The sequence below is a fragment of the Pseudoalteromonas rubra genome (assembly GCF_000238295.3).
Taxonomy (GTDB): domain Bacteria; phylum Pseudomonadota; class Gammaproteobacteria; order Enterobacterales; family Alteromonadaceae; genus Pseudoalteromonas; species Pseudoalteromonas rubra.
Window position 1 is genome coordinate 516,541 of the sequence record NZ_AHCD03000044.1, and the last position, 19,685, is coordinate 536,225.

The following is a 19,685-nucleotide window of genomic DNA, read 5'->3' on the forward strand; positions in this document are numbered from 1 at the left end:
TCAACTGGCTATGCCCACGTCCAGCTTTGCAAACCATTCAAGAAACTCAGCGACAGCCTCGCCTTTAAATAAGCGACCATGCTGAGGTGCCATAATGTCGATATCCAGTTCTCTCACGCGGGCTATCCAGTTTGCTTTAGCGCGATTGGATGGCATCCAGCGTCGATGGAAATACTCCATATGCTTAACGTGAGCCGCAAAATCGTCCACAAATATTGGTGCGTTGGTTTTTTCCAGCGCCGCACCTACATCACCACTCATCAGTATTTTTGCTAGTGGGTCATATACATGAAAATTACCAGATGAATGCAGATAGTGTGCAGGGATGAGTTTCAGGCTGATATCATTCAGACGGATGTCGCCTCCCTCGTCTTTGATCCCCTGGTATTTGATATTGTTCATACCAAAGTGGCGGATAAACCCTTCCCACAGCCAGGGCGCATGCAGTGTGGCATCTGGCAGGGCTTTATCCCAAAGTCCTAATGAAGAAATAATGTCAGGATCCTGATGTGAGGCGAATAAGGTGGTCAGCTCTTCGAGCTTAATATGTTGCAAGATGGCAGCCAGCATGGGTGAAAAAAGCTCTGTGCCCCCGGGGTCAAGCAGTACTGCTTGCCCTGTGCCTTTCACCAGATACTGGTTAGTATCAATGATCTTTTCTGGTTTTCCTTCATCGCGGCCAAACATCAGCCAGGCGTGGCTCGGAGCCTGATAGAGTTGTGTTGCTTTCAATGCAGGGCGCCTCTTAGAGTATGGATTTCGTTTAAGTTTACCGTGACCGATTGTTTAATTGTTTTGGCTGCAGTGGCAATAAAATCAGAGACCGACTGCAGGCTGTCACTAAATTCCCCGGCGTTTGATGCCTCAACCCGGCTGGTCACAGCAATGTATTCCGCACTGCGCATTTGCTTGTTGATCTCTTCAAAAAAGCTCTCCAGATCCTGTAAAGCGATTTCCAGCTTCTTGGTTTGGTATTGACGCTCTTGTTTTGCTCTGTGTTGCAAAGCAACAACTTGAGATGTGGAGGTGAGGGTTGCTGCGTTGTCGACGTGCATATCGAACTGAGTACTTCTGACCGCTTCGAGCGCAATTTTGAACAGCTGATTAGACAAAGTGGAGATATGCGTAGTGGTCTTGATGGTTTGCTCTGAAAACTCATCAATGAAATTTGTAATGGGTTTAAAGCCAGAGGCCGAGTCACCTGCTCTCAGCGCGACCACGCGGGCATTTTTAGCGGTGAGAGAAAGGTTTTTAGCTTCAGCCAAAATCGCGTCAAGATTTGCAATGATACGCGCAACGCGAATGAAGCTGTCTACTATATTGTCGTCACTCAATGCGAAACTCCATCGTCTACGGGCTGCTTTCAAGACACTAGAATAAAAATCGCCGAAATTCCAGAAATCGGCATAATTGAGCGTATAGTTTTTACCTTTGCCAAAACACTAAATTCTATCATTAACAAAGGCTTCAAAAACTTCAGTTGCAGTACCAAAGTCTTGTTATTGCGACTACGCTTGATAAGAGCTGCGTTTGATAGATGACCGGAGTTTGAGTGAAAATCTCTGCTTTGCAATATTTAGTGAGCCTGTGTTTGTCTGTGTTGGGATGGCAGGCGAGTGCTGCGCCATACACTGCCTCAGAGCTTGCGTCTTCAGCGAGTGGCACGACTAGCTCCATGCTGGTTGTGCTTGTTGTTGGTGGTCTGATGGCGGCAATGGCAGGCATAGTGGTTTGGTGGTTGAGTCGTCGCTCGGCTCAAGGTCGTCATCATGGCCATGATGAAGCACACCACTTTTACCTCGAAGCATTTCAGGCCAACTCCGGCTTTGAGTTTGTGTTTAGCTCAGATGCCAGTTTGATTTGCATGAGTGACGGGCTGACAACCGCGCTTGGTAAAAGCCACAAAGCGCTATTTGCCTACAACCTGCATGAACTACTGGAACCAGATAGCTGGGCACGTTTGGCAGCCTGGCTGGAGGAACCAAAACCCGGTCAGGTGATTAAATTGACCCTGGTGAGCGCGCACAGTGAGCGTGTCACAGGGCTTTTTGAGTTACAAAGCTCTGAGCACCGCAATTTGCACCTTGCCCGGTATTTGCACCTTTCGCCTCATCTGGGTCAGGCAGATACAGACAGCGAACTGCTGGCAGTGACGCTCAGCTCCATAGGCGATGGCGTAATATGTTGCGGTATTGATAGTCGGGTGATTTTTATGAATCCGGTTGCTGAGGCGGTACTTGCCCTACTTACCGAAGAAGTGAAAGGTAAACCCATTACTGAGGTGATGCCGTTATATCATGAAGGGAGTGATCGACCCATCGAAGATCAAATGGCAGTGTGTATGCGCAGCCAGCAAACGGTTAGCCTGCCAGACTCTACCTGTTTTCGAAATCACCTAGGGCTGGAGTTTGCCATTGATGATTCCTGTTCCCCGGTATACAACAACTCGGGCAAAGTCATTGGTGCTGTGATGATTTTTCAGGATGTGACTGAGTCAAGGGCACTCAAGCGCAAAATGAACCATCTGGCTCACCATGATGCATTGACGGGGTTGCCTAATCGTTTGTTGCTTCAGGATCGACTTATCCAGGCGTGTAAACGGGCTTTGCGTAATCGCCATCAGTTTGCAGTTGTGTTTATGGATCTGAATAAATTTAAGAAAATCAACGACTCCTTGGGACATGATTTTGGCGATTTACTCCTGAAACAAATTGCACAAAGGTTAACTGACTCTGTTCGGGCATGCGACACCGTGTCCCGGATGGGGGGCGATGAGTTTGTGTTGCTACTGGATGCCATTGAAGATAAGCGTCATGTACGAAGCGTGATTAAAAAGGTGCTTGATGGCGTGTGTGGTCAGTACGAGATCAAAGGCGTTGAAGTACAGGCTACGCTGAGTGCCGGCGTCGCGCTGTATCCTGACGACGGGGATAACGCTGAGTTACTGATGAAACGTGCTGACAGCGCTATGTATCGGGCAAAAAGGTCGGGCAAAGGCGGGATGCAGTTTTACTGCTCGAAATTGGATGATGAAGCTGAGCAAAATCAGGCCCTGGAGCAGGCTATTTTGGACGCATTATCGGCAAATAAGTTTGTACCGCATTTCCAGCCTGTTGTCAGCGCATCAGATGGACGGCTTGTTCAGGTGGAGATGTTGGCCCGGTGGGATAAAGAAGGCTCATTGGTCGAAGCGAATCGGTTTATCAACGAAGTGAGTGAAGTAGGTTGCCTGATGGCTTTGCAATCTAAGCTCTGGGAGCAAGCGTTCAAAGATTTTGCAAGATGGCAAGCAACAACTCCTGAACTCAGGCTGAGTATCAATGTGTCTGTGAAAACATTGCAACAGGATGAAGCATTGAGCGAACTAAACAGGTGCCTGACCGCACAGCAATTGCAGCCTCAGCAAATCGAAATTGAAATTATGGAACAGCAACTCACAATGCTGGGGACGGAGGCCAGTAAAGTGATAAGTCACTGGCAGCAGGCTGGTTTTACAATAGCAATCGATGATTTTGATGCCAGTCACACCAGTATTGGGCAGCTACATAATTTAAAAATCGACGTTCTGAAGTTGGATCCAGGATTACTACACGGGCTGGCCGACAGGCAGTCGCAGAGTTTAATAAAATCTGTCTTAGTGATGGCAAAAAACATCAACGTTACCTGTTGTGCTGAGGGGGTTGAATCTGCTGAGCAGGCAAAGATATTGACTGAGATGGGCTGCACATTAATGCAAGGTTACCATATTGGCGAGCCAGTCAGTGCTGAGCAACTAGAGGCGTATCTGACAAGTTAGACCACACGTGATGCAGGGCGGTGCCATATCGTTTTACAAGTATCAACATAGGCTTGTTTGGCGTGACCTAATCCACATGTAGCATGCCACTTCGACAGCCTTGCAAAAAGTGGTTCTCTGAATGTCGACATTGGCGTTTGAATTTTAAAATGGTGTGAGCAGGCTATACTCAAAGTGCAAGTCTGTAAGGCATGTTGCCAGGAACAGGGCTTGCGAGGAGCAAGCGTGTGAACACCAATACTTTGTCTGATCAGCTGGTGATTCAATGGAATGAGCTTTTGACTCGAGTTGCCGAACTACTGGATGTACCTGTGGCATTGATCATGAAGCTCAACGGTCCGCACCTGAGTGTATTCAATAAAAGTCTTAATGATGAAAACCCGTATGAAGTTGGTGACAGTGAATGCTGGGAAAGCTCAGGACTATACTGCGAAACCGTTATCAAAACAGAAAGAGAGCTCTTTGTGCCCAACGCCCTGGCAGATCCTATTTGGGACCATAATCCAGATATTAAGCTCAATATGATAGCCTATCTTGGTTTACCCATTAAAAATGTTGATGACTCTGTCTTTGGCACGGTCTGTGTTTTGGACAGTAAAGAAAACACCTTTGGCACTAAGGCCAGAGCTATGCTGAGCTCTCTTAAGCACCTGTTTGAACTACAACTCAGAATGCTGTCACAGCAAAAGGAGCACGACCATAAAGAAGCTTTTAAAGAGCAAGCTCTGATGACCATGGGACTGGCCCATGAATTGAATACGCCACTGGGTGTGAGTGTGACTTCGGCATCTATGTTGAGTGAATCCGCTGAGCAGCTCAGCGGTTTATTGCAGCAACACCCCGTGCCATTTGCTGAGGTACAAAAGCAGGCTGCCTGCATCCAACAAGCTGCGGATTTGCTATCACGTAACCTCCATCATATTGATGACAAAATAGACAGGCTTAAGCAGTCAATTGTTCAGGGGCACGATGGCGTAACCAGGGTATGCCGCATTACCGATGTATTTAAATCTCTGGATAGTGTCTGGGAGTCTTCTTTGGCGATGCACAATGTTGTGCTGAATATTGACGTTGAGCAAAGCGCTGATGTGCTCTTGTATCTAAAGCCTGCCAGTCTCATCGAGGCGTTAAATCACCTAATTACAAATGCAGTTGAGCATGCTTTCTGTGGGGTTGAACGACCAACCATAACAATCGTCGTAAAAGTTAAGCAAGCGGAGTTAAAGCTGAGATTTAGTGATAATGGAGTTGGGGTTGAGCTGGCTCATCCTGAAGATATATTTGCCCCCTTTTATTCGACCAAAAAGCAAGTGGCTGGCTCAGGGCTGGGGCTGGCTCATGTCAAGCGTATTGCTATGAATGATCTTGGCGGGACAGTATATGTAAACTGTAATCAGAGTGGGTTAGGTATCATGTTGCGCTTTCCTGTGACCTATGCGCAACCAGAGTCTATTGAGGACTAGAGTCAGAGCCCTTTCTGCGCTTTGACTGTTGAGATAGCCAGAGCAAGTTGTGCTGCCAGTCCTGCATGCTTCTTATGCATCACATGGTAGGCTTTGGAGCGGAACAAGTGGTGCACATTTAGGTGAGACAGCGAGTCGGGCAGCGGCCACTGAGTAGAAACCACAAATATTGCATAGTCAAACCGATGCACATTCAGCAGTTCGGGTAACTTGGCCAGATTATTTATATGGTAAAAGGTGTTTCTGTTCGCGTGCGGATACTTGTTGAGCAAAACACGTTTGGACTGATCGGTGGCCACTATGGTACTGGGCGTTGCCACCAACACAGAGTTATCACAAGGCACATTTGCAACACACAAGAGAACAAATTCCACTTCCGTTAAAGCAGGTCCAACGGCAATAACATCTTTAAAGGGGGCGAAAATTTCTCGTGCCAGGATCACATCACCATCTGTATGTTGTGCCGTAATTTCGTGCAGTACGCGATGTGCTGGCATGGCTACAAAATTGGCCTTAATTCCAGCCTGGTTGTAAGCGGCCTGGATTAAAGGCAGGGCTTGATCGCGCACACTTGGGTGTTGTAGATAAGATATTGTTAATGGTGTGGCAAACAGCGATGCACTAAAAGTACACAAGATGATAACTTTGGCAATTAGGCTAAAAATTTTTTTGAGCATAAAAAAGCGCCTTGGGAGAACTTCGCAGAATTATACCCAGTTTGGATGCAAAGCATAGTCTCCAAAGGTGTTATATCAGGTTAAATTAACCACAATTTGCCCTCGATCATAGTCCCACTAATTAGCCAAAATAAAAAAGGTACACCCTTGTTTCCTCTGCCTTGAAAGCGACTTGTTAGTGTCATTAAGAATTAATAAATATGATTAAAAATTAGTTGACTTAGAGGGGCAGCCCGATAAGATGAACGTAGACAGAATTTGGGTCAGTGTTTATAAATCTCCATTACGTTGTTGTATAAGTTTTTGCTTGTAGTAGTACCGTCCTGAAGTTTTATCACCGGCAAAATTTAGGTCTATGCGCCCACATGGGCATAGGTTTGCCAGTTTTTTGTATAGAAGGATCCTTTGCAACAGGGCAGAGGTTAGCTTTTAAGGATTGGCATCATTTTAATATTCAGGATTTACTATCATGTCTAATACTTTAACAGGTACCGTAAAGTGGTTTAACGAATCAAAAGGCTTTGGTTTCATCGCTCAGGAAAATGGCCCAGATGTCTTTGCACACTTCAGTGCTATCAAAGGTGACGGCTTCCGTACACTAGCTGAAGGCGAGCGCGTTGAGTTCAAATTAACTCAAGGTCAAAAAGGCCCTCAGGCAGAAGAAATCGTTAAGCTATAATTTATGGCTTAAAAGAAAAAGCAAGCTAAGGCTTGCTTTTTTTGTGCCTGAAATCTGGCGCAGCATACCTTTCAGTTGACTGGCTGTGATAAGATCGCGCAATTACTCCCTGACGTGTTTTATTCCATGGATCAGACTCAATTTTGGCAGCTCATTGCCATTGATAACCAAACCAAAGACAAAGCGGCACAATTAAAAGCCAGACTTGAAACGCTCTCTGATACTAATATCGCCGATTTTGATAGCCACTACAGTAAACAACTCAGGCGTTTATGGCACTGGGATATCTGGGGTGCAGCTTATGTAACCTGTGGTTGTAACAGTGAATATGACTTTCTGGATTTCTGCAACTGGTTACTGACTCAGGGTGAAGAGCGGGTCGATCAGGTGTTGGCTCAGCCAGACAGCCTGGCAAACATTGATGACATGCCCCTGCGCGACAATTTGCCCTATCCGTATTGCGACGAATTAGATCTGACAGCAGGACTGCTCTACGAGCAAAAAACCGAGCAGGAATTGCCATATCACAACACCGTGAACTACGCGCCACAGGGCAAGCAGTTTAAAAACAAGCCCAAAGTATTAAAGCAAACCTACCCACAATTGTTTGCAAAGTACTGGCAGGGGTGATGTACCTCCGCCCTGACATCGTTTTCTTGGCTGTTCTTGAGATCTGCATCAGTGATAAAGCGTCGGTACAGATGAATGGTTTGCAATACATGGCTAAGGATGCTCGACTAAGTGGATTACCACATTAACTTTTGTACACCAAACGCAGGGCCGTGTTTGGTGTTTAACTACTATAAAAGCAAATAGTTTCCCTGTCATGATAACTTCTGGACCAGCTTAATATTCTGAAGTATCAAATAATTTTTCAAGCAATGGTCTCACCTTATTTTTGCATAGCGGAATAATCTTCCGACTTTTCGTGAAAAACCAGCATACAAACTAACAAGGTATTGAGCCTGTCTGTTCAGGTCGAGTGTGGATGAAGTAAGAGCGTGAATATGAAATTTTAACAAGTTGTTTGTTTTTTGTTTCATTTTCGGTGTTTGTAAATTACGCTTTTATGACGCAATGCGTTAGGTTTGAAAGCTTGGGTAATAGCTGTATCTATTTCATGGTATTAGCGCTATAGCCAGGCCAAAAACTTAAAAGGAAAAGCCTATCTTGTAAACAAAGTGTATTCAGGGAGAGAGTGAATGCCTATAAATAAAGCCCCCATTGCGGCCTTTTTGTGTTGTTTCATTTGTCTGAGTTACGCTGATACACAATGGGTCGACAAACACGCATTATTAAACCAACAGCACCTGTGGCAGGAAATTGAGCAAGTATTACAGACACAAGCTCGTACTCAACCCCTTGTAATGAACACTGGGTCCTCCGAAGAAGGGCTTACTTATCAGCACATAAAAACAATAGGAGCTGCCAGGCGGTTTGAGCATTATCAGGTCCTTTACCGCGATAAACCGGTGATCGATGGGCAATTTGTACTCGTCAGGAACAGTGCGGGTCAGATCCAACAGGCTCTTGGGGCTATATTGAGGGAGGAAGAGGTCAGGGCAGCTCTAGACGGCCAGTATTTTCATAGTTCCCTGTCTGGCATACAGCAACGGCTGCTTGCCAATCCAAATATCGCTCCTGAAGCCCAGTTTCAGGACTTTGACCGCGCTTATATGATTTGGCAAGGTCGCTTGATAGGTGTGCTTCAGATCACGGTAACTTCGAAAGAGGGCATACGCAGACTCACTATCAATGCAGATACGCTCAGCGTACTTCAATCTGAGCAGGGGGTTGATCATTTTTCTGATGAGGGTCGATATGTGGCTGCTGGTGGCATTGGTGGCAATGAAAAAATGGGTGCCATATGTTTCTCACCTCAACCAGCGACTATGGAGGCTTGTCTTGGATATCAATACGATGAAACGACCAGCGCTTCAACTGAACTGCTGTTTAATGATGTCAGTGACACAATTAGCCCTCTCATCTTTGCAAAATTCGACGGCTACCCTTTTGTGGTTAGGAAAGAAGGAGGACGTTGTTTTTTGGAAAACCCGTATGTCCAGACTATTAACTTTCTTATTCATCAAACAGAACCTTATGAATTTGACTGTAACGGTAAGTCTGAAAGCTTTGAGCGTACCAAGGTCGATGAAGCTTACTATCATTTGTTTAGTTACAGTCCTGAGAATGAAGCGCACTTTTATGGTGGGCTAACAATGCAGTTTTTTCACAAGCAGCTGGATGAGTTATTTCCAGATCAAGACGCTCATTGTGAGGAAAATGGTTATTGCCTCCAAACATTAATGCAGAGGGTTCATCAAAATTCTCTTGGTATGACCCAGGCATATTGGGATGGTACCTATACTAATTTTGGCAATGGCGACAGCTACTTGAATTACTCGCTAACTACGTTGAGTGTAATCGCGCATGAGGCTGCGCATGCATTGACACACTGGAATAGTCAGCTAAACGGCCAGGGGGAAGCTGGCGCTTTTAATGAAGCTTTTTCTGACATTACTGGTGTTGCCGTGCTGGATTACTTAAAGCAGAGGGTATTGGGCAGTTTTAGCACTTCCGAGCCATTTTTAGCCCAAGTGCTGGATGGTACAGGGCGACCGCAAATAGATAAGAAATGGTGGTTAGGCTGGGATGTACAAGTTCAGGATGTAGGCGAGCGCTATTTCGCCCTGCCATCTCTTGATGGCAGCAGTATCGATCACCTGAGTGCGTATCGAGCCAACATGTCTCACTATGATGTGGGTGGTATTTTCAGAAAAGCATTTTATGAACTGGTAAAAATTTATAGCTGGACGGTAGAAGAAGCGTTCAAGCTGTTTTTGAAGGCTAATGTTGCATGCTTGCCTGCTAACGCGAGTTTAAATGATGCTGCTGCCTGTTTAATGTTGGTTGCAGACTCAGGGGTTGTGAGTAAGCCTGCAGAGGAAGCATTAAAGAATGTCGACGGGGCATTGCATCGGGTAGGATTAGTGGCGCAAACGTCTGAAATTTCTAGCTTAGCAGTCACAGCTGTGCCGCAGTACGATGAATTTGGCTACCTCATAGATACTTTACCTGTTAATGAGATAGAAAGCATAGTCGTCGACTGGGGGAATGGAAGTACTGAACATTGGGAGCGCACTTCCGGTGATGCGATTTATCCGTTCTTACAAAGGGTTCAGGGTATTGAATCTGATCTGCTCACACGTTTTAAGTTAAAAGTAGTCAAAACGGACGGCAAGGAATTACTTGCTTACCGGAGTTATTATTCACGCCCGCTGGGAGTGGTTTGTCCCCCGTGGTTTGGAGGTGAAAAAGTCGGGCTTATGAGTAAGGTTTTGATTAATGGCCAAAGTCTGACGTTATTACCAGAGAGCTATCAGGAGATTCTCGACCAGCCCTTGAGTTTACACCTGGAGCAACAGAATATAATCGAACTAGGTGTCAGCACTACCGGTCAACATGTATCAGTCATGCTGGATACCAACCGTAATGGTATTTATGAAGAACAAGAGGTTTATCTAAAAGAAGAAGTTACAGACACAGGGCTGATTGCCTTTACTTTGCCAGAAGGTTTTCAGCCAGGCAAAACAATGATGCGCGTGGTTGTTGGTGGCAGATATAATTTCTTATTTTCCTGCGGAGGTATCAGTGAGGGCCAAGTTTTAGATGTTAAAGTCAACTTTTCAGGTTCAGACGGCTTACTGCCTACTGACTATAGCTTTGAAATTCAAAGCGGTAATAAAGTTAAATTCATCAACAGCCTTGTCCAAAATAAGATACAGCCTTCGGATGGTGTTGAACAACCTGAAAGTGGAAATGGCTCAGAGCTTCCACCTTTAACAAACGCCATTTCGCATTCTTTTGGCACCCGGACTTGCAGTGACTCGAATTCAGAAATAAGCTCGCGAATCTATACGTATATTGAATCGCCAAGTTTATTTGCTTGCCAAACAAAAAACGCCGCAACTCAAACCCATAGCGTACTCCATCCAACGTAATTGAATAAATTGCTGTAGGGTTGCGTCAGCATATCGCAGGCGGGACCTGAGCTCTTGCTCAAAACACTCTCCATATTAAGGGAATAAAATATGAAACCTCTCTATTTATCCATTGCACTGGCATTGGGGACGGTATCCGTCATGCCTGATGTTTTTGCAGGTCAAATTGAAGCCGACAGTAATGTCGCATACCAACAAGACATGCAGATCAAAAATGATCGCCTGATAGCGCGATTGGCGCTGCACGGTCTGAGTAAGAAAAATCGACCTCAGCTGTTTTCTCTGATTGAACAAAGGCTTGAAAAAGATGCATCCAGTGCTGATAACTTAGGTTTCAGCTCTTTGCAAAACTGTACGAGCGGCAGGCCTGAACTGTGTTCTTTTTTTAAACACATGGGGATTGAGCCTGCGACCAGAGCGTCGACAGGTGAACAATTTATTGTGCTCTCCGCCTTGAACAGTAAAACGGTGTCGACCGACTATACATTGATAGATTTGCAATTGGTCAACGAAAAAGGTGAACAGTTGACTATGCCTGCATACAATGAGTACTTTGGTGACGGGCAGGAAGCTAAGCGCAAGTCAGTGTATTCCTTCGCAAAGGTACAAGATATTCTTACTAAGCTTGCAGATTCAGAACGTATTTTTGCTGATGGCTGGATCACGGTGGTTTATAGGGATGCTAACAACAAACAGGTCATGGAAGACCGCAACGTTGTGGTGGAATATTCTAAGGAAACTTTACTGGCTAAACTAGGCTATTTTCCTCAGTCAAGAACGGAAAAATCCTCAGAGGCAGATACAGCATTATTATCTTTAGAAGGACGAGCGGGGTTCAATACACAGATTGACATGCCTAGTGACAACCGCTCTGAAGCTGGAGCAGGTGTACCTGATGGCAGAATTGTAATGTGCCTCAATCGTAATTTTGGGGATTGCGATTATGAAAATATCTATCCAACAGGAACCCCTACCAGTCAAACCAAGCTAAAAGTGCCGTTCAAAGGGAGACTTGATGTAACGGGTAAAGTTACACGTATTTATCTGCCGGATTTTACTACGCTCGAAGTGAAGGAGGAAAATGGCACAATCAGGTTGGTTGAGAGTCCTGTAGTTGATAAACCTATTTTCGTGAATCATGGCACCAATATCTTTATTCAGACTAAAGAAGGCGGAGGAGCTGTACCTATAGGCGGATCTGATTATCAGGGTATTAGCGACCTCTTTGCTAAGAACTTAACGCTTAGCTACGAGAAATTTGGTGTAATGGATATGACAGAAATATCCTGGAACATCCCACAAGACGAAGGGGTATTCGGAGATGCCACTTTATTTGGCAGATACCAGGATACCCACTGGATTATGCACTTTGCACTTGATCACGTAATTCGTCAAGGGAGACCTCCGTTAACGGCTTCTTTTGTCATTGGCTCTTCAGATATGGACAGTGGCTGGCAGGATATAGGTCATCCTCAGATGCAAATTGTCTACAGTTGTCTGGCCGAAGGCACTTTAATTACTTTACCAAACGGTAAGCAACTCCCAATAGAACAGCTCGAAGTAGGCGATCAGGTGTTGGGGGCCAGTGAGTTTTCACCTGCTAACCATCTTGCTCTGACAATTGAGGATATTTCTGTAGGTGTTGAAACCATTCCTATGGTCCAGCTCAAAACTAAATCGGGTAAAACGTTGCTACTGACAGAATCTCACCCTGTTGTGATGCAATCAGGTCAGGCTGTGTGGGCCAGCAAGGTTCAACAAGGTGCGCATATCTTGACCGAAAACGGGCTAGAGATGATAACGCATATAGAAGAAGTCGAGTTTACCGATAAGGTTTATAACCTTCGCCTGGGTCGCGGTAAAGATGATCCGGATTATCAGCCAGATGAGTCCTTCAGCATGTTTGCAAATGGCCTGCAAGTGGGTGATTTGGCAATGCAAAGTGAGCATGAGTTTAGCAATGAGATCGAAACAACAGAAGATGTACTTAATCGCTTGCCTCAGGTCTGGCATCAGGACTTCCTCAATAGTCTGAAGCAGTAGTCATGGATTGACAAATACTAAGGCCCAGAGGGGCCTTTCATGGAGATATGATAATGAAAATACGTAATGTGGTTTCGATTATGTGGTTATTAGGGGCTGCCTTGTTGTTGGTAAAGGCTCATGCTCACACTATAGCTGTCCATGAAGTAGAAGAACGAACGATCATTGGTCAAAGTAACGATCTTGTGCCGCTGGGAACGGCTTATCAAAGCAAAGGTAAGCTATTTTTAGGGCTGCAATCTGTGCTTGGCAGACAAGTGGAGCATCTGGGAAATACGCATATCGATTTCAGAGTGGGTGTTGATTTGAGTTACCAGCAAGCTCTGAAACTTGTTGATGGTAAGGTTGATGCAGGTTTTGAGTTGCCTGCGGTGCGAGTGGATGCTGGTGCAAATTACGCCAAAGACATTAGTGCTGACAGATATACAGGTACCTACACTGTCTATTCTTCAATTAAACCTAAATCGAGCATGTTGGTTCCCAGTAATGAATCAGGCTACCAGCCGACACTAGCCGCAAAGGAATTGGCGAAGGCGTATCCCGGGAACAAGGCAAGTAACCTGGGTGATGGATTTGTACATGGTTTTGCGTATGGCTCAAATGTCGTCATTAATATGAAAATTGAGTACCGAAATGAAACGGACAAACGCACCATTGGAGGCTACCTGAGTGTTGACTGGATAGGCACAGTGAAAGTCGACGGTGAACTTCAGAAAATAGCCGAAGATAAGAGGAAATCAGTTAAGATCACTATAAGTGGTATCCAAAGTGGGGGAGATCCCAACAGGCTGTTGCAAGTCATACCTAACGGTATTATGCATTGTACATTATTCAACCCGGAGCCCTGCTTTAACTTGTTTGAAGCGGCAATACATTACCTAAAAACGGACTACATCAACCAGTTTAATTCGCTGGATGATTACAATATTACTGATGTTTATACAGCCAGTTATCTGGATTCTGGCGCTGATCTCCAACAGCTTATTCCTGATACCGGTTACACCCCCGGTAATTACCTGACGCGATTAATCATCAAGGAGCTAACGGCACGCTGGATAGATGAGCGATTGGTTTATCGGCGCGCAAAAAACCTGCAACGTTATTACGCGGCACAATTTTCTGCTCAGCAACTTGAACAGCTACAGGATATTGAGACTAAGAGCCGTGCTAACGCCAACTTATTTGCTGATTTAGTGGATTATTGTGAACGCAACCCGGAAGGCAATCACTGCATTGATTACGAGGCTGATAATCTGATTTATTTACGTGATTATAGTGCCATCAGTGATGTATTAAGATAAGGATATCCCATGAATATATTCAGATTTTTGTTGGTTTTGCTCATATTGTTTGTGGCTTTAAACCAGTCAGTTCTGGCATCAGTGTTAGAGCAAAATACAAATACACACCAGCAAGCCAGGTTCAGCGAGTTAGGTGATTTACTCACGGTTGAACAGGCAAAGGGTCGGTTTGACTGGTTGAGCAAGTGTTACGATGGCTTGTTGGTTGAGTTGTGGGAGCGAATGCACGGCACGACTAACATTGTCGGGAAAGAGGAAAAGCTTCGCCAGCTTAAAGAGTTATGGCTCTCTGACGCTGCATTGGCAGCGGATAAAGCTCAGTACCTGACTTTTGCAAACGCTGATTTTACCAACCCATATCAATGGTATGCAGGCACCAGTGCAGGTGAGGCATGCTCTATATTGCCTCCTGAATATGAGCCGGTTGCCCTCAAAACCACAGTGCTGCCGAGATCGTATTGTGATAATCGCAGTTATGACCACGAATGGGAGTGGATCTCTGAAGTAACGGTGGATGACTTCACGCACCAGTCTGAAAAAAACGGACATAGCTTGATTTCGGGTAAAGTGGTGTTACTGAGAGCGAATCAGGCATCTAAAGTGACCATAAGGCCGGGAAACAAAGAGCCGGAGTTTCCCTCATACGTGGCTGTTCGGGTATGGCTAGACTGGGATCACAATGGTCAGTTTGAGCACTCTGAAATGGTGTACCGTTCGGCATCTTCAGGTGATTTTAAGTTTCTGCTGGATGTGCCCACAACAGTGCCTGAAGGCTTGACCTTGATGCGCATTGCTACCGATGCGGGTGGAGGCTCGGACAATGCGTGTACCCGTATTCATTATGGTGAAGTCGAAGACTATCTGGTAACGGTTCGTTAAGGAAGATGATATGAAACCAATTTACCCTACATTATTGACGATTAAGCTGGCAGTCGTGAGTTGTTGTACATTCAGTGCTGATACTCAGATAACCAATAACAATCTTACTGGCTCGGTCATTTCAGGGCTTATCAACGATCATATAGAAGTCGGTACAGCTTATGACAGCCAAAAAAAGCGTTTCCTGAATGTACAAGCGGTCAGCGGTGTTATTGATGAAAGTTTTGGCAATACCGAGCTGCAATTTAAAACCGGCATCGATATGAGCTACGATGATATGCTGAGCATACTTAATGGCAGTGTCGACATTGATGTAAATTTTCCTGTGGTACGTGTATCAGCCGGGGCCTCGTTGGCAAAAGAAATGGCATCCAGCACGTATTCAAGTTCCTACACATTCAGTGCTTCCAGCACCCCGAAAAAGCGTGTGTTTTTGCCTGTGAATCAAAACACAGGATATACCCTCTCGCAGGTTGGAGAAAAAATAGCGCACAATCATCAGGCTCAGTTACAAGATTTGGTTGGTGATGAGTTTGTAACGGGTATTGAGTATGGTGCAAATGTCCTGGTTAATTTAAAGATTGATTATGGGAGTAACAAAGATAAATCAGATATCGGCGGGTATCTGGATGTAGACCTATACGGGGGCGTATTTAATGTTGGCGGGCAACTTAATTATTTGCAGCACGATAAAAAGTCGTCAGTCAAAATAACGGTGAGGGCGGTTCAGCAAGGAGGTGAGCCCAAACAGTTGCTGAGTGTTATACCCAACAATATCATTACCTGTTCTTTGGATAACCCACAGCCCTGCTTTGATATGTTTTATGAGGCAGTTAAATACGCGAAAACGGGGTTTAATGGCCAGTTAACATCGCTCAGCGATTACAATGTGGTGCGTTACTACACTACCCGCTACGACAAATCATCTTTGCCATTGCGCGCGCTGGTTCCAGATTATCAGATAGTGAGAAATGCAACCAAGTGGTTGATCAGCGAACTTGAAGATGACTTTAAACAAGCTATTTTGGATGAACAAAGAGCTGCGAGTTTGCTCAATAGCTATTATGCCTATTTGCCCGAGGCGCAACGCCTGGCTGTAGAACGCATCAAAGATCTGGCCTATGACAATGCCTGGTTTTCTTTCACCGCAGCCCGGTTTTGTCGTGATAACCCCTTTGGATATGCTTGCGAAAATAAAGTTCAGGAAATGAAAAATGCTTGTGTGCAGCGCGGGAAATCCTGTCCTGCCAGCTACGATATAACCGATTTGCAATTACCTACCAGCGACGCTCAGGATTGGAAGCAATGTGAGCTGGCCAGGCAAGAGGCAGTTCGTTCTGGGGCCGTTTCACAAGCACACAGTGTTCTGTTCCGTAATTTGCGCTGGGCACCTACTTTCATCAATTCTGCCGCACCCGCGCTTGGGATTTTGAACTGGCGACTGTGTGAGGGGGCATTAAGTACTTATGGTGTGGCCTTTCAACAATAAGGATACCGCGTGTGCCTGTTAGCAGGCATACGCTTTAAAGTGTGGCCCCGTCAATGGCTAAGGCACCACCGCTACTGAATGAATAACCAATTTGGAATCATATATTGTGGGTCCTTATTCATTGAGATTGCGGGGCATATCGAGTTTTTTTGTAATTTTTATGTTAATATTTTCTTGGCGCTAGCTGAGGAAAGTGAACACAGTTTTGGTGTTGCGTATGGTTCAATATCACTATCAAGGAGTGACTATGTATAAAGTAATGACCGGTCTTTTATGTTTTTTGACTTGCACCGTATTGGCTAGTGACGCCCAGTACTTTTGGCGGTTTGGTGATGGGGTTGTCTCTCATGACGCTGAGCCAGAGCATCAGTACCAACAGCCAGGTATTTATACTGTGACCCGGGAAGTGTACCAGGATGGTAAGTTAATAGAGTCTTCACAGAAGCAGGTTGATCTTATTTCGCCGAAAATTTCCGGGTTGGTGATTGTGCAGCCAGATGAAGTTGTGCAGGGTCAAAATGTGGAATTTCTGGCAAGTTTAACGTCCAGTGAGCCGCTCGATTTAAATTATCAGTGGTTTGTTGCTGGTGAACCCATTGCTTCGGATTCTCAAACGGGCAAGTTAACTACTCAGTTTGCTGAGTCTGGTATTGTCGAGTTGTCAGTTGATGCGATGTGGCAGCAAACGGTTGTTTCGAGTGCAGTCACACAGCTATCTATTGAGCAGTCAGAAAACGAAAAACCAGATGGAGAGGACGGTGGTGGCTCCGACGGGGGCGACGAAAACCCCGGTGGCGATGATGGAGATAACTCAGATGGCGGAAGCGACAATGACAATGGCCAGACACCAGGCAAAGAGGATGGCAGCGATAATAAAACACCTGACACAGGCAAGTCTGATGACGGGGGATCGGGCGGCAGTCTTCATTTCCTGATGTTATTCCTCGCGGGTGCCTGTGCGATACGCAGACGTCTTTAGTTAAGTATCCAGCATCCCTGTCAATTCGTTTAGCTGTCGGCACTTTGGCAGCGAGCGAATGCTGCTTTGTTGCTTGCTCTGTCACCTTAGTGCTCCGTACACTAAGATAAGCGTCGTTGTATTCCTCTGCGGATCAACGGCTGTGGGGTTGTCAGTTTTTTGTATAAGTTATTGTGATTATTGAAGCATCAGATGGTAATCTGGCCTCACTCACTTTTATTGTTAGTACGTCTCAGCATTAATGGGTGAGATAAACGAGTCAATTTCTTCAGACACACGTCAGGCAGCCTAAACATATGATCACAGGAAACAGCAGAGTAAAAGCACTCAAGCATCCATTGAAAGCTGAGGACTTTAATTCAGTTAATGGCAGTATCGAGAATGTGTATTACATTGAAGATAATACTGTATTTGTGGTTGAGGAAGAAATTAAGCTGAATGAGGGAGGAACAGCTCCAAACTTTTATTGTTTTGAGTCAGCTACAGGCAGGCTTATTCCGCCAGCCGAAAGAGCGCGTGTGCTGGCAAAGGTCCAGTATGATTTTGATTTTGGCATCGAGAGGCTGGAGTGTCGCGTAAATGTGCATGAACTGAATGGCTATGAAACTCTTTACTGTCGTATGCTTGATCAAAATGATGTTGAGATAGGTTATTTAACCTATTCCAATCATTTTGAATTTGATTACGAAAAGGCGAGAGAGGAGCTCTACGCGCATGTCCTTTCAATGAGAGAACGTAGTAATGCACCGCCTGGTTATGTGGTGTTTTCGCAGGATTATCTTAGCTCGGATTACGACGGTAAAATGAGATTACTTGTGACAGACTTTCGTCAGCATTATCGCTCGGTAGGTGAGACGGGTTATGGCGAATTATATGCCTTTCTAACACAAGAGGTATATGATCGTCTGAAAGACGACCCGGACTTTATACCTTTATTGCGTAAAATTGCTGCCAACCCCTTTCATAAACATGGAAATGACACGTCTGAAGAGATCTTTCGTGGCATGCTAAGTGGAATTGAAATGAAGGAAACTGAAAATAACAAATCGGCAGGTTTCTTCACCGGCATCTGGCACAAGTTGAAACATCAATTTTATTCCATTATCAGTAAATAGCATTCACCCACGCCTGTTTTTGGCTTACCCCAATATCAGCCGCCAGGGCTGAACTCGAGTTGTCCGTCGAAGCAGGCGCATTGAGCCGTTTGTTACGCAGCTTATCTCGACGATTAATATCCTCTTATAACCGCTTTTCACTTGTCAGTCAGATCAAACGACTTTTGGCATCATTTTAGGTCGCGCTATATAGTTGCAACATAATAAGGCGGGTCAACAAAATGCAGCCCGCAACACAACGTCTGCCTTGTATTCGCCGCTGAGCATGGGGGATTTAAACCGAGCGTTCCTATCTTGACATTGATTGTAATGCGTTAAGTAATTTAGTTGGGCACAAAGACAACAGGTTGCAGTAAGTACGGTAGAATAGTACTAAAACAAAGCTGTTTGGAATATTTAGGGAGGTCAGATGTTAGTTGAAATGGCAATTGCTGATGCATACGGCGCCGGATTCGAGTTTGTTGAACAAGATATTATACGGGCACACAATGATCTGGGAGGTTACCGGGCACATGCATTGTCGGGTGAATCAGCCTGCTACACTGACGACACACAAATGTCTCTGGCACTGGCTGAGTTGATGTTAAGTGATAAAGTCTGGGACTGTGAAACGATCGCTGCTGCATTTTACGATACCTATCACAGAGATCCGGTTCATGGCTATGCAAAGCGATTGCAACAGGCTTTTGCTCAGGCATCTGATGCACAAGAATTTGCCAGACAGGTTAAGACGGATAGTTTTGGCAATGGCGCTATGATGCGTGCTCTGCCATTGGGTTATCTGGCTGATGAACAAGCAATTATGGACAAAGCTGAGCAACAGGCCCGGGTAACGCACGATCACGATATTGCGGTCAACGCGGCCAAATGTATTGCTCTGGCAACCCACGCAGGGATATATAAAAAGGCCTCGTTGGAAACTTTACCAGATTACCTAACTGGTTTTGGCTGCGTGTTTGAAACTCATTGGGAAGGACCTGTACGAGCTATTTCAGAAGATACGCTGAGCGCGGTTTTGATGGTGCTGAGTCAGGCTCGCAGTTTGAGTAAAATACTCGAACTATCAGTAAACTTAGGTGGCGACACAGACAGCGTAGCGGCAATCAGTTGTGGTATAGCAAGCTGCTATGAAGAGGTCGAAAAAGATCTGCCCCAGGCATTAATTGCTCAGTTTGATCACCCTCATTATGGCTTGGAGTATCTGGCCAATATTGATTTACGCCTTGAAGCATTGAAGCGCACCGATAAATTGTAAAACAAAGA

General features: G+C 45.2%; 15 protein-coding genes. 12 read left to right on the forward strand and 3 right to left on the reverse strand.

Features of this window, described 5'->3' with window-relative positions; genetic code table 11:
* Positions 1-732 carry an oxygen-binding di-iron domain-containing protein gene (locus PRUB_RS23130; protein ID WP_010380103.1) on the reverse strand — a complete coding sequence of 244 codons (732 nt, stop codon included), beginning with the start codon at positions 730-732 and terminating at the stop codon, positions 1-3.
* Entirely contained in the window at positions 729-1,334 is a 606-nt protein-coding gene (locus tag PRUB_RS23135) for a hypothetical protein (RefSeq protein ID WP_010380104.1), read from the reverse strand. The genes PRUB_RS23130 and PRUB_RS23135 overlap by 4 nt, the downstream gene beginning before the upstream one ends.
* Positions 1,335-1,552: 218 nt before the next feature.
* Between PRUB_RS23135 and PRUB_RS23140 the strand changes: the two genes are divergently transcribed.
* Together PRUB_RS23140 and PRUB_RS23145 are read left to right on the forward strand one after the other, a co-directional pair.
* The gene (locus PRUB_RS23140) at positions 1,553-3,796 is read left to right on the forward strand and encodes a putative bifunctional diguanylate cyclase/phosphodiesterase (protein WP_010380105.1); all 2,244 of its coding nucleotides are present in this window, start codon (positions 1,553-1,555) and stop codon (positions 3,794-3,796) included.
* Positions 3,797-4,023: 227 nt separating this feature from the next.
* Positions 4,024-5,259: a sensor histidine kinase gene (locus tag PRUB_RS23145; RefSeq protein ID WP_010380106.1), complete on the forward strand. Its 1,236-nt coding sequence runs from the start codon at positions 4,024-4,026 to the stop codon at positions 5,257-5,259.
* A gap of 2 nt (positions 5,260-5,261) precedes the next feature.
* Here PRUB_RS23145 and PRUB_RS23150 read toward each other — a convergent pair whose 3' ends face one another.
* The gene (locus tag PRUB_RS23150; protein WP_010380107.1) at positions 5,262-5,936 is read right to left on the reverse strand and encodes a hypothetical protein; all 675 of its coding nucleotides are present in this window, start codon (positions 5,934-5,936) and stop codon (positions 5,262-5,264) included.
* 469 nt (positions 5,937-6,405) lie between these two features.
* Between PRUB_RS23150 and PRUB_RS23155 the strand changes: the two genes are divergently transcribed.
* From PRUB_RS23155 to PRUB_RS23200, 10 genes are all read left to right on the forward strand, one after another.
* On the forward strand, positions 6,406-6,615 hold the full coding sequence (locus tag PRUB_RS23155) for a cold-shock protein (protein ID WP_010380108.1): 210 nt from the start codon (positions 6,406-6,408) through the stop codon (positions 6,613-6,615).
* 126 nt (positions 6,616-6,741) lie between these two features.
* On the forward strand, positions 6,742-7,245 hold the full coding sequence (locus PRUB_RS23160; protein WP_010380109.1) for a DUF4240 domain-containing protein: 504 nt from the start codon (positions 6,742-6,744) through the stop codon (positions 7,243-7,245).
* Between the two features lie 572 nt (positions 7,246-7,817).
* The gene (locus PRUB_RS23165; protein ID WP_010380110.1) at positions 7,818-10,616 is read left to right on the forward strand and encodes a zinc-dependent metalloprotease; all 2,799 of its coding nucleotides are present in this window, start codon (positions 7,818-7,820) and stop codon (positions 10,614-10,616) included.
* Between the two features lie 90 nt (positions 10,617-10,706).
* Positions 10,707-12,659: a Hint domain-containing protein gene (locus tag PRUB_RS23170; RefSeq protein ID WP_010380111.1), complete on the forward strand. Its 1,953-nt coding sequence runs from the start codon at positions 10,707-10,709 to the stop codon at positions 12,657-12,659.
* A 53-nt stretch (positions 12,660-12,712) separates the two neighbouring features.
* Entirely contained in the window at positions 12,713-13,960 is a 1,248-nt protein-coding gene (locus PRUB_RS23175; protein ID WP_010380113.1) for a hypothetical protein, read from the forward strand.
* Positions 13,961-13,969: 9 nt separating this feature from the next.
* A complete protein-coding gene (locus PRUB_RS23180) occupies positions 13,970-14,839 on the forward strand; it encodes a GEVED domain-containing protein (protein ID WP_010380115.1) in 870 nt (289 codons plus the stop codon).
* A gap of 10 nt (positions 14,840-14,849) precedes the next feature.
* Positions 14,850-16,328, forward strand: a complete 1,479-nt coding sequence (locus PRUB_RS23185) for a hypothetical protein (protein ID WP_010380116.1) — start codon at positions 14,850-14,852, stop codon at positions 16,326-16,328.
* A 247-nt stretch (positions 16,329-16,575) separates the two neighbouring features.
* Positions 16,576-17,307 carry a PKD domain-containing protein gene (locus tag PRUB_RS23190; protein ID WP_010380118.1) on the forward strand — a complete coding sequence of 244 codons (732 nt, stop codon included), beginning with the start codon at positions 16,576-16,578 and terminating at the stop codon, positions 17,305-17,307.
* Between the two features lie 296 nt (positions 17,308-17,603).
* Entirely contained in the window at positions 17,604-18,422 is an 819-nt protein-coding gene (locus PRUB_RS23195) for a hypothetical protein (protein ID WP_010380120.1), read from the forward strand.
* Positions 18,423-18,831: 409 nt separating this feature from the next.
* Positions 18,832-19,677, forward strand: a complete 846-nt coding sequence (locus PRUB_RS23200) for an ADP-ribosylglycohydrolase family protein (RefSeq protein WP_010380122.1) — start codon at positions 18,832-18,834, stop codon at positions 19,675-19,677.
* Positions 19,678-19,685 lie beyond the last annotated feature (8 nt).